Here is a 26,489-nt window from a genome sequence, read left to right as displayed (position 1 = left end):
GCAGAATTCAATAAATTCAAGCTGTTCTGTATCACTTTCTTCAAAATATGGAAATTTTTTGGAGAAATACCAAAATAAGCCTCTTTGTCTGAATATTTATTCTAGTCTGCTTTATTTTTCCCGGCCTTTAAGGCGGATATATGCATAATAATAAAAAAGCTGACCGATTCAAGTATGAATCAACCAGCTTTTGATCTATTATATACCAGTTTAAAATCAGCCAATATCCACCATGACCAGCTCCGGTCGATTGGCAATGCGTGGCACCAAGGGATGCACTGCAAAACCGGCGCTGACAATCAAATGATAGGGGTATTTTTCCCCGCAGGTATAAATGCCACGACTGAACCGCGGGAAGAGGCCCTGCCCCGGTGCAAAGACACCACCGATAACCGGCAAGCGCCATTGACCACCATGGGCATGGCCGCACAGCACCAAATGAGCCTGGAGCTGATTATAAAAATCCACCTGTTCCGGCCGATGGGACAAAACCACCCGATAGGCTTGTCGGTCTACCGGTCCCTCTTTCAAGGGGCTACCGGCCGCCCATACCCAGTCGTCTCGATCTGCAAAGGCAGCCACATCTTTAAATCCAAGGACTTCTATCCGCTGCCCTGCGGCCTGAAAGGCTGCCCCCTCGTTAGCCAAAACGGCAACACCGCAAGCGCGAAGCTCTTCAACCATCTCAACCCGGTCGGACCGACCTTCTTCATGGTTCCCGGTTACAAAAAAGACCGGTATGTGAGGGACCACTTCTGTAATAAGGGCAAGCCCTTCGTCAATTTCGCCCTTGCGATCAAAATGGTCTCCTGCAATCAGCAAGGCATCCGCTTGCTCATTCAAAACGATACGGGCCAGCGCCTTCCCGCTCCACTGACCGCTGCCGCTGTGGAAATCACTCACCAAGGCCAGCCTCAGTGGCCGGTCACCCTGCCAATGGGCATCTTGTAGCCGATAACGTGTGATGGACGGTTCATAAGAACACAGCCGCCAAGCGGCATAATTGATCCCGGCCAGCATCAATCCTGCACCGGCCAATGGCCATTTATTCATCAGCACCCTCCTCATCAACGGCTTCTGCATATACCAAGCCGACCGGTTCCAGGGGAACAGCTTGAACCGATGCCGCATCAAACATCGGCACCCTTCCCAGCGCCAGCAAATCCGGTAAATCGGGGGCCCCTTCCTGGACCAGTATGGTTGCCATTCCGGCCACATAACCGCCCAGGGCATCAACCAATTGGTCCAAAGCGTACATGGTCTTGCCATGCAGGACGCAGTCATCCACCAAAAGGACGCGTTTGCCTTTCAAATAAAGGGCATCTTCCTGGCTCAAGTACAGCTTGCGGACATTCAGCGGCACATCCTCCTCGCCTTCAATCTTGCCTTCAATTTGGATGGCCACCACATCGTCCATATGTGCCTTTGCCTGCTTGCGGGCCACAATATAACGCTTCAACCCAGCCTGGCGAGACATCTCAAAGGCCAAGGGAACGCCTTGTGTTTCTTCTGTTAAAATGCAGTCAAAGTCAGGCACTTGTTCCAGTAGAGCTCTTGCCGCATTTTGCGTTAAGGTGACATCATTAAAAGCGATGAACACCGCTTCATAAGTCTCTTCATCCACTTGGTACAAAGGTAGGCGCCGACGAACGCCTGCAATTTCCATCTCAATCATTTTCTGCATGCAAAGCCCTCCTTTATAGTCTCAAGTGTTACTTGTTTCATAATAGCAAGGCGCACTCATAAAGTCAATTCCACAAGAATCGCTTTGGGCAGGTCTACAATTTTATAAGCAGCTTTTGCCGGGCGGGACAGGAACAGAGTATAAATCTGTTGCCGTACATTTATCAATCTGATGCGGATGAGTGAAAAAAGGCGGCATAAAAAAAGAGCTCAGCCAAAGCTGAGCTCTTTTTCATACGATTATACGCAACCGGTCGGTTTCGGCAGGCCTGCGATTTTGCAAGCGCCTTTTGCCGGGCCGGACGGGAACAGATCATAAATCTGTTTCAGGCTGTAGCCGGATTCCTTGGTCAGTTTACGGACCATGGGAGCAATCCCGTATTCTTTGAAGTAGTCTTTCAGGTATTGAATGACTTTCCAATGATCTTCATTGAGTTCATTGATACCTTCTTGTTCTGCTAAATATTTAGCAACATCTTCATCCCAGTCGTCGAGGTTGACTAAGAAACCGTCTTCATCGACTTCAATTTTTTTACCGTTTACATCGATATCTGGCATGGTATCTTCTCCTTACATTTTGAATTGATCGAATTTACGAAGTGGGTCTACATAGCCGGGATAATCCGCCAAATAATCCTTTAACATGTCGGCGGCCATTCTCAGGCCGTCAACCTGTCCTTGTTTGAATTCCGACGGTTTGGAATCGGAGAGCTCGCGGATCAAATCCTCCACATAGTTCAACCACTCCATACAGTCATCCATGAGTGCCATGTTTTTCCCCTTCTAACAAGAATATTATAGCAAATTGTCTGTACAATAGCAAAGCAGGTACTATCAGACTTGCTTATACCATCACAATTTGACTATTCTGCGCCGGCGGTTCCTTTGGAACCGGGCAGGCAGATGTAACTGGTGCCAAGGTAGAGGAATTCAATCTTACCTTCTTTAGCAAGATCATTAACTACCTTGTCAACGTCACGCTTCTTGACGCCAAGAGCGGTAGCGACTTCTTTATTCTTCGCTTTCTCTTTGGTGCCTAGAAATTCAAGAATTTTTGCCGACAATTCTTCTTGCGTGTATTCAGCCATAAAGACATCTCCTTTCGGCGCCGCGCACGAAAGCGATGACCTTACATCGTTTCGACTGCGTCGGTAAATTTAAAGTTGCTAGTACTGCGGAAGGTCTTCACAGAGAAGGTGAAGTCGTCAATGTGCTTATCGGTGAATTCAAGGCCGGTCAATTCGAAGAATTTTTCCCAACCGATACGTTCTACCCACTCACCGTAACGTTCACCGGGACGTGCGTTTTCAACCCATACTTCTACGAGCATTTTGATGGTTTTAACCAGGGTCGGCCAGCGCGGCGGTTCGTTCGGAATGTAGGGAACAACCAATTTTGAGAAAGACGGACCTTTACGGGTGTTGGAGACTTTACCACCGACGAAAATAGCAAGACCGTCATCATCCGGGTTTGCAATCGGCAGAGCCGGGCATACGGAGAAGCAGTTCCCGCAGTACATGCATTTTTCTTCGTTAATGGTAACAGATTTCTTTTTCGGGTTCGGACGAATGGCGCCGACCGGGCAGCTGGCAACCAAGTTCGGAATTTCGCAGCTGTTGGCCACTTCTTCGTCCAAAACACGCGGAAGCGTTCTGTGAATACCGACAAAGGAAATGTCGGAGCAGTGAACAGCACCGCACATGTTCAGGCAGCAAGCCATGGAAATTTTCAATTGAGCCGGCAGGTCATCACGTTTGAAGTAGTCATAGAGTTCGTCCATGACCACCTTAGTGGTGCCGGAAGCATCTGTTGCAGCACTGTGGCAGTGTACCCAGCCCTGGGTGTGCAACAAGGTTTTCAAAGAATTACCGGTCCCGCCAACAGGGAAGCCATACTCTTCGACTTCTTCGATAATCTTATCAACATTTTCTTTGTTGGGGGTCAAAAATTCGATGGAACTACGGGTGGTAAAGCGGAAATGGCCATCACAATATTTGTCAGCCAAACCAGCAAACCAACGTAAGGATTCAATAGAAAGTAAACGCGGAGAACCGACACGAACGGTATACACGTCACCAGCAGGACCGTGGTGCATGTAAACGCCCGGTTTGATTTTTTCGTGGTATTCCCATTTGAAATAGTTGTCCTGACAAATTTGGGGCATTCTCTCAAAATAATGAGGAGGTCCAATGTCAGTGGCTGCGTATTGTTGCGTCATTATTCTGCCACCTCCGTGTCATTTTCGAAGTCATCGCCATACCAGTAAATGTACGGATTTTCACGCGGATGCTTAACCATTTGCGGAACGGGTTTCATGCCGATGGATTTCAGCATGCTGTTCATGCCTAAACGGTAAATCAATTCGCCCAAACGTTCACGGGTTTTAGCGTTTTCGTCCCACCAATCCCACAAGTTTTCGAGGAATTCTTTCAGGTTGGCATAATCGTCTTCTTTGTCAAGTTTCATGAAGGGAACGACGACCCAACCAATGAAGGCAGATTGAACGATGGTTGCTTTACCGCCGAGCAGGATGCTGGCGCCTTTTTCTTTACCGACTTTAAGGGCTTTCGGCATTAAGTTGATGCAGTGCATGCAACGGTTGCAGTTGGCGTTGTCGATATTGAGTTCTTTTTTGTCTGCATCGTATTTAATGCACTGGGTCGGGCAGGGTTTTACGATAGCAGCTTCCATCGGCATGCCATTGTCGGCATATTTGGCCACTTCTGCCTGGTCCACTTGGATGGCATCGCGCCAGGTACCGATGATGGCGATGTCAGAACGTGCGGTGGAAGATACGCAGTCGTTCGGGCAGCCGGAAATTTTAATTTTGGACTTGTACGGCCACATCGGGCGGTGCAATTCCATTTGGTATTCCATGGTAATATTGTAAGTTAAATCTAAGGTGTCGATGCAAGCGTATTCGCAACGGCCAGGGCCTACGCAGCAGCTCGGGGTTCTGAGGTTAGAACCGGAACCGCCCAAGTCCCAACCTGCATCAGACAGGTCGTTAAAGCACGGTTGTAAGTGGTCAGTGGTGGTTCCCAGGAAGACAGCGTCACCGGTGGTCCCGTGCATATTGGTTAAGCCGGAGCCGTGTTTTTCCCAGATGTCGCACAGTGTGCGAATGTCATCTGATGTGTAGAAAAAGCCGGACGGTTGGTTAATACGCATCGTGTGGAACTCTTTAACAGCCGGATATTTTTCCGGTTCTAAAGTATAACGACCCACAACACCGCCGCCGTAACCGCGAACGCCTACAATACCGCCGTGTTTCCACAAGGGCACTTTGCGTTCATAGGATTCTTCCAAGAGATCGAGCAATTCGTGTGACATTTCATTGCCTTCACTTTTTTCGATCTCAGTGATGAAAGACGGCCAGCGGCCCTTTTTCAATTCCTCCATCATTGGTCTGTTCTTAGTTGACAAATCCATACACCTCCATGTGATTGGGTTCGACCTAAGCCACTCGACTCAGGTCCAGTCAGCTGTTTTAACGAATAGCGATAATTAATTGGGCGTACAGCTTGGTGTTCACCCGGTAGGTTGTGACAAAAACCCAGTGTATCCATCTACTGTATCTAGTGTCCCACAAATATCTGTATTTTGCAACCAATTGCACAAAGTTTGTGAAACGTTTTTCTTATGCAAGGGATAATCAGCATTTATGCTCTTGTTTAAAGGCCATTTTAACAAATTCTTCCGCCCACCTGCCATCTGACGCTGCATGATAATGATGGTATCCAGCCAAAACATTCCGGTAGACCAGGCCATCGTATGTGATTCCGTTCACAACCGCTAAGCCCTTACCGCGTTCCGTCTGAAAGCCGAACGCCTGCTCCGCTGGATCAATCTCCGGTGGCCAAACCACCTTTGAGTTGTGAAATTCATGGCCTCGAATCAGTTCACCCGGCGTAAAAAAGGGGTTGGCCTCCGTAATTCTTTGAAAGGCATAGCCATGTCCTTGAGGCCGTTTGGTCATGGTAATCTCACACGGGAAAACGTCACACATGGGGAAAAAGCCTTCTGTGGTATGAATGCCTCGGCTCAAATACATGAGTCCGCCACACTCGGCATAGATCGGTTTCCCTGCATCTGCAGCACGTTTAACCGAGCGGCGCAGGGCTTCATTGGCGGAGAGGTCCGCCGCCATCACTTCCGGGAAGCCGCCACCGATGTACAGCCCATCCAATTCGTCAACAGAGGCATCAGCAAAGGCGTCTACATCGACCAAGTCTGCCCCTTGCTGGACAAGGGCTTCCAAGTTTTCCGGATAATAGAAGCTGAAGGCCCGGTCGCGGAAAACACCGATACGAGGCTTGACCGGCAAGTCCACTGCCGGCGGCGTGGGCAGGGGATCAGCCAGGGGTGGTGCCGCTTTTGCGATGGCCAGGATCCGGTCAATGTCCACGTGTTGCTCCACCAGTTCGCCCAACCGGTCTACCCGAGACAGCAATTCCGTCTCTTCACCGGCAGGCACCAGCCCTAAGTGCCGGTCAGGTATTTTGATGTCGTCCCCCTTAGGCAGGGCACCTAAAATCGGAACGTTACAATATTTTTCGATAGACCCGGTCATAATATTTAAGTGTCGCGGTCGTGCCACCCGGTTCAAGATGATGCCGGCAATATGAATGCGTTGGTCAAACTGAACAACACCGTTGATCAAGGCCGCCACACTGCGCGTAATCCGTTGTCCGCTCACCACGAGAATCACCGGAATATCCAGCAGGCAGGCCAACTCAGCACTGGAATTGGAACCGTCAATGTCAAAGCCGTCAAAAATGCCCATGGCGCCTTCCACCACAGCCAGGTCGGCCTTGTCGCTCTGGCTGCACATGCTGTGAATCAGCTGGTCATCGCGCATCATAATGGCATCCAGGTTGCGGCAAGGAACACCGGAGGCGATGGTGGCCCAACTGGGATCAATATAATCCGGGCCTTTTTTATAGGGCTGGGCCCGCAAACCGCGATCCTTCAGCGCCTTCAACAACCCAATAGTGACCGTTGTCTTACCGCTCATGCCCTGAATGGCGGCAATCATCAGTCTTGGAAATTCAGTTGCCATAGCGCCCCCTTATCCGACGACAAAGTTAATCAGTTTTTTCGGCACAACAATGGTCTTGCGCACTGTTTTTCCTGCGATCAAGGCCTGTACCCGTTCATCCGCCAGCGCCTGTTCAGCCACTTCTTCCCTGCTCAAAGCCACATCAACAGTGATGTGCTCCCGGACCTTCCCGTTAATCTGCACCACCATCTCCACTTCATCCTGGACTAGGGCGCTTTCATCATACTGGGGCCAGGTCTCCAGGTGGACGCTTGCTTCATGGCCCAGGGCCGCCCAAAGTTCTTCTGCCAGGTGCGGTACAAAAGGCGCCAGCACATGTACCAGAATATCCGTCGCTTCATCAATAGCCGGCGAGCGTTTGTCATCATAGGCATCCATGGCTGCGTAAAGGCCGTTGACCAGTTCCATAATGGCGCTGACCGCTGTATTAAAGTTAAACCGCTGGTCAATGTCCTCTGTAATGCGTGCCAAAGAGGTGTGCGCCAAGTAGCGCAATTCTTTTTCCCTGGCCGGATCTCCCCCACCTTCGGAGGCTGCCAAGTACCGCTGGACAAAGCGATAAACACGCCCTAAGAAGCGGTAACACCCTTCTACTGCGCTGTCGTTCCACTCCAAATCCCGTTCCGGCGGCGCTGCAAAGAGAATAAACAAGCGAGCTGTATCGGCGCCGTAGGTCCGCATAATGTCCTCAGGACTGACGATATTCCCTTTGGATTTGCTCATTTTCGCGCCGTCTTTGAGCACCATGCCCTGGGTGAGCAAGTTTTTAAAGGGTTCCTCTGCCGAGACCAGCCCCCTATCTTTTAAAACTTTCGTGAAAAACCGCGCATAGAGCAGGTGCAAGATGGCATGTTCCACCCCGCCGATGTATTGGTCTACCGGCAGCCATTTGTCCGCCTTGTCTTTAGCAAAAGGCAGGGTGGTGTTTTGGGCGTCTGTATACCGCATAAAGTACCAGCTGGAGCAGACAAAGGTATCCATGGTATCCGTTTCCCGACGGGCCGGACCACCGCATTTCGGGCAGGTGGTGTGGACAAAATCCGGCGCATCATTCAGCGGCGATTCACCGGTCGGCTTAAAGTCAACATCTTCCGGCAAGCGCACCGGCAGCTGGTCTTCCGGGACAGCCACCGTACCACAATGGTCACAATACACAATAGGAATCGGCGCGCCCCAGAAGCGTTGACGGGAAATCAGCCAGTCGCGCAAACGGTAGTTCACCGTTTTGCGTCCAGCCCCCTTTTGGCCCAGGGCCTCAACGATGGCCTCCATTGCAGCCACATTATCCATGCCTGTGTAGGCGCCGGAATTGATCAGTTTCCCCGGTTCAACATAAGCCTCGGTCATATCCGCCGCTTGAACGTCCTCACCGGTCGCACTGACCACCGGAATCATCGGCAGGTCGTATTTTTTGGCAAACAAGAAGTCCCGTTGGTCACCGGAGGGAACCCCCATGACCGCCCCTGTGCCATAATCGGCAATAACATAGTTGCCCACCCATACAGGGATTTTTGCTCCATTGATCGGGTTGATGGCATAAGCGCCCGTAGGCAGCCCTTCTTTTTCAGCTGTATCCCCGGTCCGCTCCAAGTCTGTCAAGTGGCTCATGCGGTCTGCAAAAGCCCGGACCGCCTCAGCCTCCGGCTTCCCAGCAATAAGCTTTTCAACCAATTGATGCTCCGGCGCAAAAACCAGGTAGGTCGCCCCAAACAGCGTGTCCGGACGGGTTGTATAGACCTCAATATCGTCTCCCGTTTCCAGCTTAAAGGTAATCATGGCCCCTTCAGAGCGGCCAATCCAATTTTCCTGCATGGTGCGAACTTTTTTCGGCCAACCGTCCAAGAGCCGCAAGTCCGCCAGCAAACGGTCTGCATAGTCGGTAATGCGGAAATACCATTGTTCCAGCGCCTTCTTATGCACTTCTGTACCGCACCGTTCACAGGCGCCATCCACCACCTGCTCATTGGCCAAAACCGTCTGACAGGAGGGGCACCAGTTGACACGCCCTTCTTTTTTATAAGCCAAACCGGCCTGATAAAATTGCAAGAAAAGCCATTGCGTCCAGCGGTAATAATCCGGCAGGCAAGTGGTCACTTCCCGATCCCAATCAAAAGAAAGCCCCAGTTGCTTAAACTGGCGTTTCATGGTCGCAATGTTTTCCTTTGTCCACCGTGCCGGCGCCACGCCGTGTTTAATGGCCGCATTTTCAGCCGGCAAACCGAAGGCGTCCCAGCCCATCGGGTGCAGCACATTGTAGCCCCGCATCGTCTTAAAGCGCGCCACCACGTCGCCAATGGAATAATTGCGAACATGTCCCATGTGCAAGTTACCACTTGGATACGGGAACATTTCCAGGCAATAATAGGACGGCTTGTCTGCCGCATCATTCGTTTGATAAAGGTCCGATGCCGCCCAGCGCTCTTGCCATTTTTGTTCAATCTCAGCTGCGAGATATTGTTCTTTCATATTTCAATTCCCCCTCTGCGTCCCTGCCGCATGTATTGGCATTATTATACGGTTTGCAAGAAAGGCCGTCAACGCAATCACCGGGAATAAGCCAAATTGCTCACCCCACATTGACAGGCCATGCTGTAAGCACGATTGGTCCTGTTTAAATTAGCAGGTGTTTGCACGATGCCAGCTAAACCTAAAATCAAACTGAGTTCCGTAGAAAAACACCCCCCGAAAAGCAAAATAGGCCCCGCCTCATGATTAAGGCGGGGCCTACTCTGCTGCCCGATGGCTTTTGTCCTACAAAAAAAGCCCTTGCATAAGCAAGGGCCAAGGCCGCGCCGCAAGGGATTCGAACCCCTGACCTTCTGGTCCGTAGCCAGACACTCTATCCAGCTGAGCTAGCGGCGCATATTCTGTTTTCGAGAGATTCGACCCCTATACAACGGTTTCGAATGGGCTTAACCTCTCTACGGAGAGAGAGGGATTCGAACCCTCGATACGGTTCCCCGTATACTCCCTTAGCAGGGGAGCACCTTCGGCCTCTCGGTCATCTCTCCAGTGAACGCAAGAGATATTGTATCAAATCATGCTCGGCTTGTCCAGCAGTTCTTCACAAAAACCGACAATTAATTTTACAACTATCCTGGCTCCGATTGGCGAAGGCAACGGAGAGGGTGGGATTCGAACCCACGGAACCTTTCGGATCAACGGTTTTCAAGACCGCCGCCTTCAACCGCTCGGCCACCTCTCCATGATTCTCACGGATATGTATCTTAGCAAAAATTTCTTTACTCGTCAAGTAATCCAGCCACAAATACAGACAGGCAGCAAAAAAAGCGCCCTTGACGGACGCTCTTACATTTATAAAATTATTCTTCTTTGCTGAATTGGCTCTTGTCTGCGCCGCACATCGGGCAAACCCAATCTTCCGGAAGATCAGCAAAAGCTGTACCCGGTTCAATACCACCGTCAGCATCCCCTTTAGCAGGGTCATAAACATAACCGCAAAGATCGCATACATATTTGTCCATCTTAAAATCTCCTCTCTTTTTGTCAGCGACTTCCCACGAAGTAGTATTTTGGGCGTCTGCTTTTATTATACCCACATTAGCGCGGGCCTAACAAGCTTTACATCTCCACACGCTGAATTTTTGCACCCAATTGCCTAAATTTACCAATCAAATCCTCATAGCCCCTATCCAAATGGTGCAGCTGGCCGATCGTGGTTTCGCCTTGAGCCGCCAAGGCTGCAATTAATAAGGCCGCGCCGGCACGTAAATCGGTGGCCTTGACATCGGCCCCATAGAGGGACGGCACGCCATTAACAAAGGCATTTTTGCCGTCAATTTGAATGTTGGCCCCCATCTTTCGCAATTCATCAACATGCATAAAACGATTTTCAAATATGGTTTCGGTAAAATGAGAAGCGCCCTCCGCCATGCACATATAGGCCATAAACTGCGACTGCATATCGGTGGGAAAGCCGGGATAAGGCATGGTTTTAATATCCACCGGGAGAATATGTTCTCCGCCGATGACCTCGACGGTCATGGCCTCTTCATTAACAATAACCTCTGCGCCGCTTTCAATAATTTTATCCAAGACAGGCCGCAGGTGTTCAGCAATGCAATTGGTCACTTTGATCCGGCTTTTGGTAATAGCACCGGCCAACAGGTAACTGCCGGCTTCAATACGGTCTGGAATAATGGTATGCGCCGCCCCATGCAAGCGCGGGACACCGTTAATGCGAATCATAGAGGTGCCGGCGCCGCGGATATCTGCGCCCATGGCATTGAGCATATTGGCCAGGTCCACAATTTCCGGTTCTTCCGCAGCATTTTCAATCCGCGTACAGCCTTCCGCCAAACTGGCCGCCATCATTAAGTTTTCTGTAGCGCCTACAGAGGGCACCCGCAGAAAAATATCGTTGCCTTTTAAACGACCATCGCTTTCTGCGTGGACGCCGTCTTCATCAATATGGATGGTGGCCCCTAAGAGCTCCAGGCCCTTCAAGTGCAAATCAATCGGGCGCGTCCCAATGGCACATCCACCGGGCATGGACAGATTCACTTTCCCAAACCGTGCCAAAAGCGGCCCCATAATCAACACGGAAGCGCGCATTTTTTGTACATATTCATAGGGTGCTTCTGTTTGAGAAACGCCGGCACCGTCTATAACCATGGTATGGCCGTGATAGTTAACCCCGGCTCCCAAAGACTGCAGCACTTCGGAGATGGTTTGTACGTCCGCCAGATGCGGCACATCATATAGGGTACATTGGTCTTCCGTTAAAAGCGTGGCCACAATAATCGGCAACACGGCATTTTTTGCCCCGCTGATGGCAACTTCCCCGGATAGCTTCTGTTGACCGGATACGACAATTTTTTCCAAACTGATCGTCTCGGCCTGCGCCGAGTCTCCACCTCCTACTCTTTTGTCCTTACTTGCCTTTCTATTCTACTTGAAAAGGGAAATGAGGTCAACGATTTACCCGATTTTAGACCGCTTCTTCATGAAGGCAAGTGCTTTATTGTCTAAAAGCTATTATCAAATGTTTCAATAAAGAAATTGACAAAGGAACCGTCTTTCTTTATAATACACCTAGATAAGACAAGGTACCGTGCGGATGTGGTTCAATGGTAGAACATCAGCTTCCCAAGCTGAAAACGAGGGTTCGATTCCCTTCATCCGCTTCATTGCCCAACTGCATGACGGTTAGCGGTTGGGCTATTGTTTTATTTTGTTAATATAACCTGTAGCAGGAGGTCCAGAACCGCATTTGTTTAGGAGGATTCAAATGGCTCTAAACGTTACAACTGATTATGCGATTCGTATTTTGCTGTTTTTATCCGCTAATGCCCCCTTGGGCGTCAGTGTGACCGGTAAAATTATCGCCGAAGACATGCGTATTCCTTATAATTATTTTTTGAAAATTGTCCCTCACCTAAAACGCGCCGGCTTTATCGAATCTTTCCAAGGCAAAAATGGCGGTTTCGCTTTAGTGCGCCAACCCGAAGATATCACCTTGTACGATGTCATTGCCGCCATGGACGATGATCTTGTGGTCAGCGAATGCCTGCACAACCCCGCCGCCTGCGGACGCAATGCGTCCAGCCATTGCGCCGTACACAATGTTTTTTCGGATATCCAGACCAACCTTGATAAACACTTGAAAAGCGTAACCCTAGACCAGCTCCAGCACAACCAGCAACTTATAGATGACTTAAAGCCAGTTGATGGCTAGTGTTTAATGAAAAGAAAACCACAAGGCAGACCGGTTGCTTCCGGTACACTGGAAGCAACCGGTCTGTTTTATATTAAGCAGCAAGCGCTGGGCGACCGATTCCTCCCCTCTAGACCCCAGCTGCCGGACAGGATTTTTATTCATTCAATTCTACAAATGTGCAAATTCATGCATTATTTTCTATACTGAAATTTTGCTCCTTTTATAAAAAATACGCTGCCTACAAGCCTCTCTCTTTTTCGCAACTTCCACACAAATTTATTTATTCTGTAAATTTAAACATAAGTTTATTATAAGAATCCTTTATGGACTTAAGCGTCTAAATGATTAATTGTTGGTTAAATTCTTTTGCAGTTCATTGCATAGCCTGTTATACTATAGATAACTTTTTTGACTGTCACTCTGAATTTAAACGAGGGACTATAACATTGAGGAAGGTGTAAATATGAAAATCCATTTGTTTACGCAATGCATGGTAGACATGTTCTACCCCCAAGTGGGCATTGCTGCTGTTGAGGTATTGGAGCGCCTCGGCTGCGACATCGTCGTTCCGGAAAAGCAGGCTTGCTGCGGACAACCGATGATCAATTCCGGCTATGTGCAAGCTTCCAAAGCCGCTATGAAAAACACAATTAACGCTTTTGAAGATGCTGAATACATTGTCAGTTTATCCGGCTCCTGTGCCTTCGCCATGAAGCACGAATACCCGCAGTTGTTTAAAGACGAGCCGTCCTGGCAAATGCGGGCCGCTAAAATGGCCGATAAAATTTACGAATTCACGGACTTTATTGTCAATGTCCTGGGCGTCACCGATGTCGGCGCTCGCCTGAACAAAAAGGTAACCTACCACAAAAGTTGCCATGCCACCCGCCTCTTAGGCATTACTGACCAGCCTTTAACCTTATTGAAAAATGTCAAAGGCTTAGAATACATTGAACTTGATAAAGCCGATCGCTGCTGTGGTTTCGGCGGGACCTTCTCAGTCAAAGAGGCTGAGATTTCCGAACAAATCGTTGCCGAAAAAGCACAATATGTCATCAACAGCGGTGCCGACGTCCTCTGCGGCGCCGACCAGGCTTGCCTGATGAATATTGCCGGCCGTCTGGACCGCATGAAAGATATGGGTCAGATGCCGCATCCGGTCAAGGTGATGCACATTGCAGAGGTGTTGAACTGCCGTTAAGGCCTTTGCCTGACGGTGCCATAGAGGAGGATACTTATGGCTATTATTTATGATTCCAAGCCCTTCAAAGAACGCGTTGAAAACGCCTTGGCGGATGATTTTAAGCACCAGGCCATTGAAACGGCACAGGATATGTTCCAAGGTAAACGTGTCAACATCGTGGCCGGCGTTCCCGCTTGGGAAGAGTTTCGCAGCCAAGCGGCTAAAATCCGCGACCATGTTTTGGACAACCTGGACTACTACTTAGACCAATTCGCCACGAATGCAGAAAAAGCCGGCGCAAAGGTCTACTTTGCCAAAGACGACAAAGAAGCCGTCGACCAGGCCATTGAAATTTTCCGCAGCGTCAATGCGAAAAGCTGTGTGAAAAGTAAATCCATGATGACCGAGGAAATTGGTCTCAACCACGCACTGATCGATGATGGGGTCACCGTTTATGAAACCGACTTGGCTGAGATGATCCTCCAGTTGAACGACTGGAACCCGCCCTCTCATATTGTCGTTCCTGCCCTGCACAGAGACCGCTTCATCATTAAAGACCTCTTCGGCGATGCCGGCTATGAGGGGTCTGAAGATCCCATGGAGCTGACCCACTTTGCCCGCCGCTACATGCGCGACAAATTCCTGGCAGCAGATGTCGGCGTAACCGGCTGTAACTACGGGATTGCCGAGACCGGCACCACAACCCTCGTCACCAACGAAGGGAATGGCCGTATGGTCACCGCCATACCCAAAACTCAGGTTATCTTTATGGGTATGGAGCGTATTTTACCGAACTTTGAATGCTTGGACGCCATTATGCAATTGTTCGTTCGCGCATCTGTCGGTGCTAAAATCACCTCCTACTTCTCCCTGTCCACCGGTCCTAAAAAAGCCAATGAAGTGGACGGCCCGGAAGAACAACACATCATTATCATCGACAACGGCAGAACCAACATCCTGAAAGGCGAATTCCGCCAAATGTTGCGCTGCATTCGTTGCGGCGCCTGCCTGAACATTTGCCCTGTCTACCGGCACATTACCGGCCACGGTTACGGCTCCATTTATCCAGGACCGATGGGTGCTGTCCTCACACCGCTCATGGTTGGCTTTGAAAATGCCAAGTACCTGCCCTTTGCCTCTACCTTATGCGGGGCTTGCACAGACCATTGCCCGGTGAAGATTCCCCTTCACGAAATGCTCCTGCGCCAACGGCAAATTATCGTTGAAGACCTGAAGCTCATGAGCCCAATCGAAGGTGGCATTTTCCGTACCGCCGGTATGGGGCTGAGCAGCAGCCTTTTATACGATGCAGGGACCAAGGTAGCCGCACCGGTGATGAAGGTTCTCAGCTCCGGCGATAAAATTAAAAACGATCGCGATATTCCTGTTTTGCGCGATTGGACGTCCAGCCGCGATATGGAACTCATGAAGAGCCGCAAATTCCGCGACTGGTTTAAAAAACACCAAAAAGAGAAAGGCGGGCGCTAAGCAATGTTAACCCAACAAAATAGAGAGGTCTTCCTCAAAAACGTATCTCGGGCGCTCGGCCGCGAAACCATTCCAACCCACGTTGACGCACCGGATTTGTCAGATGGCCCCCAGGTTTCCATGTACCAAGACCTCAGCCAAGAAGAAGTGCTGGCCATGTTTAAAAACGAATGTGACGCCCTGTCCATCCGTTATCGGGAAGCCACCCCGGATAATTTGGCAGAGGTTGTCATGGAATCCATTGCCGACTGGGGCGGCGGTAAAATGATTTATCCGCAAGCGCCGGAAATGGAAGAATTCGGGATTCAAGCAAAGTTTGATGAAGCCGACGGTAAAGACGGACTATCCTTTATCCAATGGGATCCGACCAAAAGCCGCGAAGAAAACATCAATAACGCTCAAGATGCCAACCTGGGGCTGACCTTCCCCAGCATGGCAATCGCTGAAACAGGCACATTGGTGCAACCGATGAGCAGCGGCTCCGGCCGGTCTGTAGGCCTTTTACCGATTACCCACATCGCCGTTGTGCGCCGCTCCAGCATTGTGCCGCGCATGACCCAATCGATGGCGAAACTGGCGGAACAATTCCGCCAAGATCCGGCTAACTTCCCCTCTTCCGTCATCCATATTTCAGGCCCTTCCTCGACAGTGGACATTGAATTGGTCCGCGTTGTCGGTGTCCACGGCCCGATCAACCTCACCTATATTATTTTAAACGACTAGCATCCAAGAAAGCCGCTCTTCTGTAAAGGAGCGGCTTTTTTATTTTCTATTAGCCAGCATAAGTAAAGACCCCGACAGGTCATCTGTCGGGGTCTTTGCATATGTCTTAAGCCGGTGCCAGGGTGGCGGCAATTTGCTGGGCGAAGGTTTCTGCCACCTGCTCAATGCCGTCGCGTTCTAAAATAGAGCGCGGCCGATTGGCGGTGATCATGGCGGCAAAGTAGGGCGGCAGGCGAAATCCTTTGTTCAGGCAAAAGGCATTCAGCAGCTGCCGGGCCAAGAGGTCGCTACCCGAATAACCGCTGACGATAATGGCGTAAAGCCATTGGCTGGTAATTTGACCTATGTTGGCCGAATGGGTCAGGCGGTTGATAAAGGCAACCAGGTCCGGTCCCAGGCCATCGTTTAGGTTGGGCGCCAGGATCATAAGGGCATCGGCCTTGGCCACTTCAGAGAACCCTCTTTCCACCATCAGATCCCGGTCCGGGCAGCCACGACTGACGCAGACCTGGTAGCCACAGCCCCGGCAATCGGCAATGTTGCCCTTGCCCAGGTTTAAAAAGCTGGTGTGGACCTGCCCAGGCAGCGCATCCCGCACCAAGTTCCAAAAGCAGACGGTATTGGCGTTGCGCAGCCGGTTGGTGGCGGCAACGGCCAAGAGCTCTACCGGTGACGCTGGGACCGGCGGACGGTCTGTCTGGAGCCGGCGTACCAGTTGGGCCAGGTGGTAACCGTAGGCGCTTTTTAAATCGGTCTTCATCAGGGCAGCGCGCAGTTCAAAGTTGTACAAATCACCGGTGCCTTCAATCAAGGCCTTAGGAATAAAGGCGCAGCCGGCACGGTTGGTGTAAAAGACGATTTCCCGGGCAATGCTCTTGGTAAAAAGGGCGCCCGGCCCATCTACCCAAACGGCACCGGTGGCGCCTTCCAGGAGGGTCGGCTCAAGGGCCAGCCGGCGCTTCATGGCGTCCAATTCGCTGTTCATGCCGCCATCGTCCAAGCTAACCGCAAAGAGGACTTTCTTCCCCCTGGCCAGCTCCAAGTCCGTTGCCTGTTCAATCAAAATGGCATCCTGGGGCATATACCTGGCCAAGAGCCCGTCCAGCCGCTCATTGTCTTTCCGTTTGGCGGCCGGCGGGGCAACAACGGCTAGGGTCACAGGGCATCGCCATCCGCTTCAATTTCCGCTTTTAAGCTGGCCACGCCGTCTTTTAGACGGTCGCACAAGACCGGATCCATGGGCAGATATTCCAAGGCCGGCAAACCGTTGCGGGTCCGCAGCGGGGCGCCGTAATAAACGCCATCCATGAAAACGGCACTGTAATGCCGGGTCCCCCGCAACCGACTCAAGAGGGTCAAGGCGCCGCTGGAAACCGCCGGACCAACAAAGGGCTTATAGCCGATGCGGCGGCGGAGGTCCATGTTCAGGGAAGCCACTTTGGCGCTTAATTCTTGCGACAGGGCATCGTCATAGGCGGCAATGTCATTGGCCAAGATGAGCCCGTCACCATGGCGTCCGAAGGCGCGGCCGTTTTTAATGTACTCAGGCATCACATAGCCGGCACGGGCGTGCATCACACCCAAACCGTAGCCTTCCACTTGCTCAGGGCGCAGGCCTTTGCCGTCAAATTCACCTTTTTCATTTAAGTTGGACTGGCGCCAGGCCACCTGGGCCAACCGTTCCACCGGGTCAGAGAGCATGATGAACATGCCTTGGTAGTCCTGCTCCCGGGCCAATTTAGCGTATTCGGCAACCATCGGGGCATTGTGCTGATATTGCGCCTTGCGTACGTCGGCTGCTTCTTCACCCGGAGCAGGCACCCCGCGGGCAGCAGCAAAGATGACAATATCCACATGCCGGAACAAGTCTTCCCGTTTAATTTGGTGGACCGTCGGAAGGTCTTCATCCGGGAAAGACCAAACACATTGGCCCATTTCAAAGGACCAGCGCTCCGCGGCCGATTCCAATACGTCATAAATACCGATGTCACCGATCAAGTCGCTGCCCATAAGCCTCAGGGCAATGAGGCAGGTATGGCCGACATCCCCCATGCCGATGATTTGCACCCGTGCCGGCAACCGGCAGGGCACGCCGGGATAATTCAGCCGATATTCCCAGCCCTCCCAGGAGGTGTTCACAGCAACGATCCGATGTTCCGCTAAAGATACGGAAAAGGGGGCAAAGGGGCTGTCCAGGGTCTGCCCCTTATCCATCAGGCCGGCCACCCCGAAGTGGGGGGCTTCAATAAATTGAGGCCTATTGACAATATAGGCACTGGGATCATTGTAGCCACCTTCGTAGAGCCGTAAAATGGTATCCGCCTGGGCGGTTTTACCAAAAGCAATTTCTTTGGCACCCTCCGGTGCTTGATCGGCAAGAATAGTGTAACCTTTGTACTCGTATGCTTTCACGATAAGTCCTCCTTATGGAATGAGATTTTGGAAATAAGCTAAGCGCGATAGGTTCTGTGCAATGTAATGCGATGGGCTGTGGGTCATGTCGTAGACCGGGCCGGTGCCGTGGTCGGAAATCATCGGCCGGTTAAAGACTTCCGGCATCCGCCGCAGGGTCAGGTTCCGCTCATTTTCCGCTTGATAGGCTTCTTCCAGGACCTGCATGATGGCCAGGGCATTACGCAGGCTGGCTTCCGAATACTGCCAAGTTGCATTTGCATCGGCATCACGGAAAAGGGGCGAGGCGGCAAAGGGCAGGACCGGGTTTGTCACCCGTTCCAGGCCGGACAAAATGCTGACCGGACCATCCGCCCGGGAATAACCGTCAATAAAGGGGTAGCCCTTGCTGTCAACAATCCAATAACGGACATTCGGCAAATAGTGCAAGGCCCGGTAAGGCAGGTCCAGGTCTTCCAGTAAATCTCGCCCGCTGCCGGTGATGATGCCGCTGACCATGCTCTTGATCGGTACTTTTTCCGCGGCCAAAAGCGGGAGCACCAGCTCCAGGGTCCGGCCACGGTTAATCACTTCATCGCTTAAAATAACGCCACGATGGAAGGCATAGAGCACTTGCGCCTGCGTTTTTAAATCACTGTGATAGGGCAGGGGGGCAATGTCCAGTTGGCGCATATCACCGGGGTAGAGCCGCTGGATAAAAAAGGGCCGGGTAACCGTATTGGCCACCACTGACCGCCGCAGCAAGTGTCCGAAAGGCACGCACATGTAGTCCCCTAGGGTGCGCACTTGACCTTGTACCGGCGGGACCCCGTTTTCGGAACTGATGAGGCGGGCCAATTCCGCTTCCAAGACAGCGCTTTCATAGGACAGCACCAGTTCACCGGGATAAAAGGCGGTCATGGCCTGCATCAAGCGGTGGTGGGTATCAAATAGAACCCGGGCCACCGAGGGCAGGTGAGCATAGGGCTCTTTCAGCAAGGTGCCTACATTGTTGGACAGCAGGAGGGGCATGCGCATGTTTACGATGGCATACCAGCTATCAGATCCGTCATCCGCAAAGGCTTCCGTCAGCAGCTGAAATCCGTGCCGCATCAAAAGCCCGCGAAGCCGTTTCTTTTCCTGCTCGCCCTGGCCCATGTACACGGCCACCGTCGCCGTCTGTTCAATGGCCCATAAGAGGGCATCGGTCAAGGCGCGCTGGCCGCCGTCCATGGCCTTATCGGAAAAGACCAGGTGGGAGATAAAGGCCATATGGCTGGCGCCTTTTTCTCGCAGGTAGTGGCAAATGTCCCGTCTGCCAATAACGTCATAGAGGTCACGGGAGGATACGGTCTGCACCATCGCCGTGCTCTCCAGGTGACCATCACGGCGGATGGCCACCAGGCGGCTGTTCTGCGGCAATTCACCGGTCAAAAAGGAGAGGGCTTGGTCTTCCGCTGAATCCTGCTCCAGAAAAGCCTCTAAATCGCGCCAGAAGCCGCCTTCCTGGGCCGCCACCAAGGTGGTCGTGTACGGCCTGTCGGCCTTGACCGCCTTGGTCTTCCGCTCCCCTAAGTAAAGGTTGTGGGTGTAGATAAAATTCTGGGCCATGGTGTCAATCAAGTGGGAAATATCCCGGTTTTTCTCGATGTTTTTGCGAATGGCCGTAGAAGAAACGCCATCCGGGATTTCCGGCAGGGCGATTTCAATCACATCACCATCTAGGCGGGCCAGGGCCTCGGCTTTGGCCTCGGAACTCATGCCATCTTCCGCCCGGCGCACAATGATGTGGTTGAACTGATGCACCGAATAGCTGTCGCGCGGCTGCCGATAGGCAGAGGCATTGGCCAAAACATCGCTGCCGACCACCAGGTAAAGGTCCTTGTTGTTAAAGACCTCCGCCAGGCGGGCCAGGTCTTCCGCACTGGCAATGTTCACCGGAAAGATGGGCGGGAAAAGGAAAACATTTTCCTCCTCCGCCACGCTCATTTTTACGATGGCCCGGCGGATCTGCGTTGGCTGGGTATTCTTGCTCCAGCTGAATTCATCCAGGCCTAGGTAGACTTCAAAGCCGGCATCCCGGATGTTTTGCACGATGGCCTTATGCCCCAGGGTAAAGGGGTCAAAGGTCCCCGGAAAAAAGGCCACCTTTTTATTTTCATACAAATGCCAGGGATCCCCGCCCAGGAAGTAATCGCTCAGGAAGCGGTAAAGGTGGTTCAGGAGGGCGCAGCGCGCGTAGAAGTCCAGCTCCCCTGCCTCTTCCTCATTGACCACCAGCATCAGCAGGCGTTTGTAGGCCACATCAAAAATATCCCGGCGATAAGCCAGCGACAGCTGTCGGTTGCCAAAGATGGACCGGCCCAAGGCGCCTAAGGTTTCCAGCTTAACCGTATCGTGGTAGCTGGCCAAGCCCTTCATTAATAGTCCCACCAGGCGCGACAGGTGGCGGCGGCGTTCATCGGCCCTTTCCTCTCGGTCACGGCTTTCAAAAACGGCCACCATATGGGCCAGGGTATCCATGGCCAGCTGGGCGGTGGTTTCATTTTTGGCATCGACCAGGTTGGCCAGGGTCACAAGGATTTCATCGTATTCCCGGGTGGGCAAATTATTGCACAACCGGGCCAGGTATTCAGGGATATATTTGGTGAATTCAAAGGAATCCATTTCCAGCCCGCGACACAGCTCCACCGCCACTTCATTCACTTCTTCTTCGCTCAAGTGGGCGGCAATATTGACCAACATATTCCCCGCCTCATGGCGCACATTGATCTGTTCACTCACTTTGAGTAAATTGGAAAAATGAAGGGCCACGTGGAGATGGTTCATGCCCGGGTCATCCACCAGCGCATCCGATAGCCGCCGGATGTTGACCCGCTTCACCTGCCAGGGGGTGGAGGACTTGAGATTTTCCAGGAAAACTTCCGAACTGCGCAATTTCGGCAACCGGCAAATCCCCCCTGCCAGGAGGGCGTCAATATGCGCCTGCTGGTAGGTCTCCCCGGGCCAGGTCAAGTCCAAGGCCCGGATGCGCTGCCAATAGGGGATAATGGCCTTGGCCGGCAGACGGCTTTCAGTGATAAATTTTTCAAAGAACTGCAAAATGGCCAGCCGCACTTCCACATTGTCCCGTGGGGCCCAGGCTTCCGCTGAACGCAGGAGCATATGCGCCTCCCGCTCGCTGACCGCCTGCATGGGCACCTCGGATAAGGCGTCCAGGAGGATAAAGGCGCTCAAATCATCACAGTCTGTATTCCGGTAGTAATGGAGCAGCTGGGTTAAAAATTGTTCTTTATCTTCTGCCGGCAAACCGGTCAGCAGGCTATCCAAAATTTGGTGAAAGGCATAGCCTTGGAAGCGGCGGTAACGATCACCTAATTTATGGTCCGGCGAAAAGACCCGCACCAGGACTTGCTGCCAGAGGGACAAGGCCGTCCGCCCCTGCCGCTCGCGAACGGTCCCATCCGGCAGCCACTTGCTATACCGCTCATCAAAGCCGGCAATGAGATTGCCGATGAGGTCCGCCGCCTGACGACGGATATCCCCTTCCGGATGAATGAGCATTTCCAGGAGATAATTAAAAATCAGTTCCTTTTGCGGCCGCGTCATATAGGTCATGTATTCATCAAAAACGGTAAGGTTGGCGCGTACCGTGACCGCATTGTCTTCCGCCCGCAAGGCTTCCAGCATGCCGCGCAGGTAGGCCGGCTTGCCAAGCATGTGCATGATTTCGATGTTATGCCGGAAGGTCAAATCTTTAAAAATACGCGGTGTGGCTTCTGCATCGAGCATGCCCACCCAGGCCGGCCGTCGCTGTGGGGGCCGCCGTTCGCCCAGGCTGACGTCAACGCCGTAGCCGGTCATAAAGGCCTCAAAATCCGACAGGCGGTTGTAGACCCGTTGGTAGCGCTGGCGTTTGGCGGCATCCACATTGTCCAGCTTGTTTAAAATCACTTGGAAGGCGTCATCCAGGCTGTAGATCATCATCACTTCATGGGCACCGCGGGGCCCTTCCTGGGCCTTGCTGCGAAAGTCTCCGTAAATCAAGAGCATGGATTCAACGGCCAAGTTTTCCAGTTCCAAATCCCAGGTGGAGTGGTTGGTAGCAATGTGCCCGATGGCCACCAAGCCTTGGCGGTTGCACCATTGCTCCGTATAGTAATAGTGGAGGTAGGCCATCCGCTTGATTTCTTCCTCGTTTTTCGGGCCGAATTTGCCAATGTCATGCACCATGGCCGCCCCGGACAGGAGGACCACGTCCACCGGGACTCCGGCTTCCTTCAGCTGGAGGCCAACGGTCAGGGCCACCCGTTGAACGCCAACGATGTGGGCCAACAAGTCAAAGTAAAAGAGCTCCCGCCCCAGGCGCAGGATTTCATCAATATAATCCACTTCCCAAATATTTTGCAGGCGGGAAAATTCTTTGGCGTGGGGGCTGGCGGTAATCTCTTGCGGCGTCAAGGGCATAAAATCCAGCCGCTTGTCCAAACCGTTCAGCCGGCGGTGGGTGCTCAGGAAAAGGCCCAGCAGGTCCAAGCTGAAAAAGGCGGCAGCCCGAAGGCGCTCTGAATACATCCCCTCACCCCGGTTGTCAAACAGGGCGCCGGAGGCAATATCGTAAACCGCCTGGGGCCAATCCTCAGGCAGGGCAAGGTCTACCGCTGTAAGAAAATCACCGGCCAGCTGGACCACGGCTTTAGCGGGAATGGGCGTCTGGTCCAGGAGCCCTGCCGCTTCCGAGGCCCACCGGGCGTCCTCCGCTATCCGCTGCAGCCGCTCCGTCTCGATGCCCAGGCTCTTGGCCAGATGGGCATCGCCAAATAAATGTTGTAATTGTTCGTTAAAAGAGCGCATGGGCGGTCCTCCTTTTTGACCTTATTGCTTATATTATACCCGCTCTGCAAGGGATTTTCGCCATCCTTGCAAAAGAATTTATCGCCCCTATTGTTCGTAGAAGGCCTGCAGTGCCTCTTGCATCCAGACCTGGTCTTGACAACCGCCCACTTCCCGGGGGGCGTGCATGGCCAGGAGGGCATTGCCCACGTCCACCACCGGCATGGGCAGGCTTTGGGCAAGAATGGGCCCTAAGGTGGCGCCGCCGCGCAAGTCTGAGTGCAGGTAAAAGCGCTGCACCGGCAGGTCAACCGACCGGCAGACCTGTTCGAAAACCGCTGCGCTGGCGCCATCGGTGGCGTAGCTCTGGTTGGCTGCGCATTTGATCACCGGACCGGCGTTCAGCATCGGCGCATTGGTCGGGTCCATTTTATCCGGATAATTGGGGTGATAGCCGTGGGCCTGGTCGGCAGAGACCATAAAAGAAGCGGCTACCGCTTCCCGCCAGGAAGTCTGGAAGTGGGCCTCGTGCCATTCCTTTAAAATATCGCGCAGCCGCAGGGCACCCGCACCGGTGGCAGACCCGCTGCCAACCTCTTCATGGTCAAAGATGACCAGGACTTGGGTTTTATCGGTCGGCGCCGCAGCTAAAAAGGCCTGCATGCCGGCATAGGCCATGGCGGCATTGTCCAAGCGAGGGGCGCTCATCAAGGCCTTATCCAGACCGACAAATTGCCCTTCTTCAGCCGGCAAGAGCTCCAGTTCATAGCCCAAAACCTGGTCCTTTGCCAAGCCCCAATGCGCCAGGAGCTCATCGATCAAGTCGGTTTCACTGTTTGCAGCCGCCAAGGGCTGGAGGTCTTTCTGCAAGTGGAATTCATAGCCGGTGCGCAGTTCCTGGTGCATGTGAATGCACAAGTTGGCCGTGGTGCACACCGCCTGCCCACTGTCTACCAAAAGGCAGCGGGGGTGAAAGATATCTTCACCGGGCAGAAACACCGCCCCGGCCGCCCGCAGCGGCCGATCCATCCACGAGGACCAGATGGCACCGCCATAAGGCGCCACGTTCAAGCGATGTAGGCCGACGCCGCCCAAGTCGGCCCGGTCCTTCAACCGCAACGCCGGCGCGTCGCTATGCGCCGCCACCAGCTGAAAGCCCGGTTTCCTGCCGCCACGCCAGGCGCAAATAAAGCCCTGGTCACAGATAAAGCCTGCTTTTTCCGCAGCCAAGGGCCCGGTCACCACTTCCTTGAAGCCCCCTTCTTCCAACTGCCCGGCAACAGACCGGGCCAAGTGCCGCGCCGTAGGCGACCGCCGGATAAAGTCGAACAAATCTGTGCAAGATGCGATATGGCTCACTGCAACCATCCTTTCCCTGTCCTTACGCTTGAAAAAAAAGCTTGTTCACGGTATATTTTAATTAACTTATCCCTCCGATACGAAAGGAGTCGTCATGCGTTTAATTTTAATGCGCCACGGCAAAGCCGTCGGTCCGGATGAAGCCCCCAGCAATGCTGACCGGTCGCTGAGTTTGGACGGCCGCCTGGCGCTAAACGAAGAATTGCCCTACCTGGCCCGCTACCTCCGCCACACCAACCAATGCCACATCTGGCATTCCCCCTTGGCCCGCAGCCGTGAAACGGCAGAAATCCTCATCCGTTACATGCCCGGTCAAACCATTGAAGCCCGGGACTTCATTGCTGATGGCAATGAAGCCGCCTTGGTGGCCGCCTTAAAAACCCTGCCCAAAGAAGCCACCCTGGTCATCATCGGCCATGAGCCCCATCTTTCCATTTGGCTGGAAAATTTGGCCCGGCGGCGGGACCACTTTAAAAAAGGCGAATCTGCCGTCCTGCTCCTGGATCCTGAAAATCCTTACGACGCGGTCCGCATGACCACCATTCGCCTCAAAGAACTCTCCCGCCTGGGCCCGGTCGACCTGCCCCTGCCGGTTGCCATGCATGAAATCTTACTGGACAGCCAGAAGGATATTTTGAAAGAAAAAGACCGGGTGCTGACCGATGTGGAAAGCGAAGAAGCCATCCACAACCTGCGCGTCGCCTTGCGCCGACAGAAAAGTTACCTAGCCCTCATCAGGCCCTTTGCCGATAAAGCCATCTACCGCAAGGCCCAAAAATCCTACAGCAAGCTCTTAGAAGAGCTCTCCCACTTGCGGGAAACGGACGTCATCCTCTCCACCATCCATGAGGCAAAGCTCTGGGAATTGGCGCCGATTGTCTCACCGGTCCAGGCCGAACGCAATGCGGAAGCCCTCGCCCTGGACATGCGTTTTTCCCAGGCCGACAGCGACCGGGCTTATGCCGAGGCCTATGCCATGGCCATGGAAGCCTTGGCCACCATGGATGACAACCGTCTTTTTTCCCGATTTGCCGAAAAGCAAATGCCCAAGCGTTTTAAAAAATTACGCCGTCAGGCCAAGCAGCTGATTGGCGAGCGCAACCACCGCAAGCTTCACCGCCTGCGCGTCAAAATCAAGCACCACCGCTACCTCTACGAACGACTGGCCTGCATGGCCCATTACGACAGCGCACAGCGCTACCGGCTCCTGACCCGCCTGCAAAAAACCATCGGCGACTACACCGATACCTTCTTCAACAGCGCCGTCCTGCACGATATGATCGCCGAGCAAGGCGCCATCACAGACCCTCACTTGGAGCGCGCCATGCACGTCTACGATGATCACCAGGAACAAATGCGGGAAGAGGCCTATGCCAAGACCCAAGACCTCTTAAAGGCCCTGGCCCAGTGCCCCTAAGGCTTGCGCCCCCGCCTTGCCTGTATAAAGAGGCGCACAAGTCGATAAGTAATGAGCCCCATGAGGACCAAGGCGACGAGCCAAAAAACCATTGCCAATCCATAAATAAATTCAACCATAAGAATCCTTTCCTAACCACCTGTGGAGGTTTGCCATGGCCACTTACAGCCGACCAACCTATTCAGAAGAAGAAATCCGCCGTCGCTTGCCCCAGGGCCATTACGGCATCCTCTCCTTAATTGATGCCGAGGGCTTGCCCTACGGCGTCCCCTTAAACTATGTCTACCATCCGGACCGCCAAGCCCTCTACTTTCACGCGGCGAAAACCGGCCGGAAGATAAGGGCGCTGACCGCCCATGAGCGGGCCCACTTCGTCATCGTACTGCAAGAAGAAATCGTCCCGCCCATTTTTGTAACCCACTACGATTCGCTGATGCTCGAAGGCCGCCTTCACCTGGTCCAAGACGATGACGAGCGGCGCCAAGCCTTGACCGCCCTCTGCGACCGCCATGCTCCGGATCAACCGCGCCGGGATTCAGTCCTTGCCGAAGGCCTGGCCCGCACGGCCATCATCCGTTTTGACATTGAGACCGCCAGCGGCAAGGCCAACCGCGACAAATAAGGCTACCGTCATCATAGCATAAGTCACCCTGTCGATACACCCTGCTGG

General features: G+C 52.8%; 21 protein-coding genes and 4 tRNA genes. 7 read left to right on the top strand and 18 right to left on the bottom strand.

Annotated features, from left to right (window positions below; genetic code table 11):
- Positions 1-216: 216 nt before the first annotated feature.
- From BLQ16_RS03430 to murA, 14 genes are all read right to left on the bottom strand, one after another.
- Positions 217-1,053: a metallophosphoesterase gene (locus tag BLQ16_RS03430; RefSeq protein ID WP_159427968.1), complete on the bottom strand. Its 837-nt coding sequence runs from the start codon at positions 1,051-1,053 to the stop codon at positions 217-219.
- The gene (locus BLQ16_RS03425) at positions 1,046-1,684 is read right to left on the bottom strand and encodes a phosphoribosyltransferase family protein (protein WP_091791347.1); all 639 of its coding nucleotides are present in this window, start codon (positions 1,682-1,684) and stop codon (positions 1,046-1,048) included. Before BLQ16_RS03425 ends, BLQ16_RS03430 begins: the two co-directional genes overlap by 8 nt.
- Positions 1,685-1,923: 239 nt before the next feature.
- Positions 1,924-2,241, bottom strand: coding sequence for a TusE/DsrC/DsvC family sulfur relay protein (locus tag BLQ16_RS03420; protein WP_091791346.1), 318 nt, complete (start codon positions 2,239-2,241; stop codon positions 1,924-1,926).
- A gap of 12 nt (positions 2,242-2,253) precedes the next feature.
- Positions 2,254-2,454, bottom strand: coding sequence for a hypothetical protein (locus BLQ16_RS03415; RefSeq protein WP_091791345.1), 201 nt, complete (start codon positions 2,452-2,454; stop codon positions 2,254-2,256).
- A gap of 92 nt (positions 2,455-2,546) precedes the next feature.
- A complete protein-coding gene (locus tag BLQ16_RS03410) occupies positions 2,547-2,771 on the bottom strand; it encodes a hypothetical protein (RefSeq protein WP_091791344.1) in 225 nt (74 codons plus the stop codon).
- Positions 2,772-2,812: 41 nt separating this feature from the next.
- Entirely contained in the window at positions 2,813-3,901 is a 1,089-nt protein-coding gene (dsrB, locus tag BLQ16_RS03405) for a dissimilatory-type sulfite reductase subunit beta (protein WP_091791343.1), read from the bottom strand.
- Complete coding sequence (gene dsrA / locus BLQ16_RS03400; protein ID WP_091791463.1) at positions 3,901-5,109, bottom strand: dissimilatory-type sulfite reductase subunit alpha; 1,209 nt, start codon at positions 5,107-5,109, stop codon at positions 3,901-3,903. The genes dsrB and dsrA overlap by 1 nt, the downstream gene beginning before the upstream one ends.
- A gap of 229 nt (positions 5,110-5,338) precedes the next feature.
- Positions 5,339-6,745: a cobyrinic acid a,c-diamide synthase CobB gene (locus BLQ16_RS03395; RefSeq protein ID WP_091791342.1), complete on the bottom strand. Its 1,407-nt coding sequence runs from the start codon at positions 6,743-6,745 to the stop codon at positions 5,339-5,341.
- 9 nt (positions 6,746-6,754) lie between these two features.
- Entirely contained in the window at positions 6,755-9,211 is a 2,457-nt protein-coding gene (leuS, locus tag BLQ16_RS03390) for a leucine--tRNA ligase (RefSeq protein WP_091791341.1), read from the bottom strand.
- A gap of 322 nt (positions 9,212-9,533) precedes the next feature.
- A tRNA-Arg gene (locus BLQ16_RS03385) sits at positions 9,534-9,607 on the bottom strand.
- 62 nt (positions 9,608-9,669) lie between these two features.
- Positions 9,670-9,756 (bottom strand) — tRNA-Ser (locus BLQ16_RS03380).
- Positions 9,757-9,865: 109 nt separating this feature from the next.
- Positions 9,866-9,950 (bottom strand) — tRNA-Ser (locus BLQ16_RS03375).
- A 118-nt stretch (positions 9,951-10,068) separates the two neighbouring features.
- Positions 10,069-10,230, bottom strand: a complete 162-nt coding sequence (rd, locus tag BLQ16_RS03370) for a rubredoxin (protein WP_091791340.1) — start codon at positions 10,228-10,230, stop codon at positions 10,069-10,071.
- A 97-nt stretch (positions 10,231-10,327) separates the two neighbouring features.
- A complete protein-coding gene (gene murA / locus BLQ16_RS03365) occupies positions 10,328-11,590 on the bottom strand; it encodes a UDP-N-acetylglucosamine 1-carboxyvinyltransferase (protein WP_091791339.1) in 1,263 nt (420 codons plus the stop codon).
- Positions 11,591-11,821: 231 nt separating this feature from the next.
- Between murA and BLQ16_RS03360 the strand changes: the two genes are divergently transcribed.
- The 5 genes from BLQ16_RS03360 (at position 11,822) to BLQ16_RS03340 (ending at position 15,819) form a co-directional block, all read left to right on the top strand.
- Positions 11,822-11,892, top strand: a tRNA-Gly gene (locus BLQ16_RS03360).
- 104 nt (positions 11,893-11,996) lie between these two features.
- Entirely contained in the window at positions 11,997-12,443 is a 447-nt protein-coding gene (locus BLQ16_RS03355) for an RrF2 family transcriptional regulator (RefSeq protein ID WP_091791338.1), read from the top strand.
- A 445-nt stretch (positions 12,444-12,888) separates the two neighbouring features.
- Positions 12,889-13,626, top strand: a complete 738-nt coding sequence (locus BLQ16_RS03350; protein ID WP_091791337.1) for a (Fe-S)-binding protein — start codon at positions 12,889-12,891, stop codon at positions 13,624-13,626.
- Positions 13,627-13,662: 36 nt separating this feature from the next.
- The gene (locus BLQ16_RS03345; RefSeq protein ID WP_091791336.1) at positions 13,663-15,096 is read left to right on the top strand and encodes a LutB/LldF family L-lactate oxidation iron-sulfur protein; all 1,434 of its coding nucleotides are present in this window, start codon (positions 13,663-13,665) and stop codon (positions 15,094-15,096) included.
- A gap of 3 nt (positions 15,097-15,099) precedes the next feature.
- Positions 15,100-15,819, top strand: a complete 720-nt coding sequence (locus tag BLQ16_RS03340; protein WP_091791335.1) for a LutC/YkgG family protein — start codon at positions 15,100-15,102, stop codon at positions 15,817-15,819.
- Positions 15,820-15,925: 106 nt separating this feature from the next.
- Here BLQ16_RS03340 and BLQ16_RS03335 read toward each other — a convergent pair whose 3' ends face one another.
- The 4 genes from BLQ16_RS03335 to BLQ16_RS03320 all read right to left on the bottom strand — a co-directional run bounded on the left by BLQ16_RS03335 (position 15,926) and on the right by BLQ16_RS03320 (position 24,402).
- Positions 15,926-16,978 (bottom strand): NAD(P)H-dependent oxidoreductase, encoded by a 1,053-nt coding sequence (locus BLQ16_RS03335; RefSeq protein WP_091791334.1) that lies wholly within the window; start codon positions 16,976-16,978, stop codon positions 15,926-15,928.
- Entirely contained in the window at positions 16,975-18,231 is a 1,257-nt protein-coding gene (locus BLQ16_RS03330; protein WP_091791333.1) for a lactate/malate family dehydrogenase, read from the bottom strand. The genes BLQ16_RS03335 and BLQ16_RS03330 overlap by 4 nt, the downstream gene beginning before the upstream one ends.
- Positions 18,232-18,243: 12 nt before the next feature.
- Positions 18,244-23,064, bottom strand: a complete 4,821-nt coding sequence (locus BLQ16_RS03325) for an HD domain-containing protein (RefSeq protein WP_091791332.1) — start codon at positions 23,062-23,064, stop codon at positions 18,244-18,246.
- An 87-nt stretch (positions 23,065-23,151) separates the two neighbouring features.
- Positions 23,152-24,402, bottom strand: coding sequence for a M18 family aminopeptidase (locus BLQ16_RS03320; RefSeq protein ID WP_159427967.1), 1,251 nt, complete (start codon positions 24,400-24,402; stop codon positions 23,152-23,154).
- Between the two features lie 94 nt (positions 24,403-24,496).
- Between BLQ16_RS03320 and BLQ16_RS03315 the strand changes: the two genes are divergently transcribed.
- Both BLQ16_RS03315 and BLQ16_RS03310 read left to right on the top strand, forming a co-directional pair.
- Positions 24,497-25,819: a CHAD domain-containing protein gene (locus BLQ16_RS03315; protein WP_091791330.1), complete on the top strand. Its 1,323-nt coding sequence runs from the start codon at positions 24,497-24,499 to the stop codon at positions 25,817-25,819.
- Between the two features lie 154 nt (positions 25,820-25,973).
- The gene (locus tag BLQ16_RS03310) at positions 25,974-26,441 is read left to right on the top strand and encodes a pyridoxamine 5'-phosphate oxidase family protein (RefSeq protein ID WP_091791329.1); all 468 of its coding nucleotides are present in this window, start codon (positions 25,974-25,976) and stop codon (positions 26,439-26,441) included.
- Positions 26,442-26,489 lie beyond the last annotated feature (48 nt).

Source organism: Peptococcus niger (assembly GCF_900101835.1).
In the GTDB taxonomy this organism is placed as follows: Bacteria; Bacillota; Peptococcia; order Peptococcales; family Peptococcaceae; genus Peptococcus; species Peptococcus niger.
This window is presented reverse-complemented; position numbering and strand designations above follow the sequence as displayed.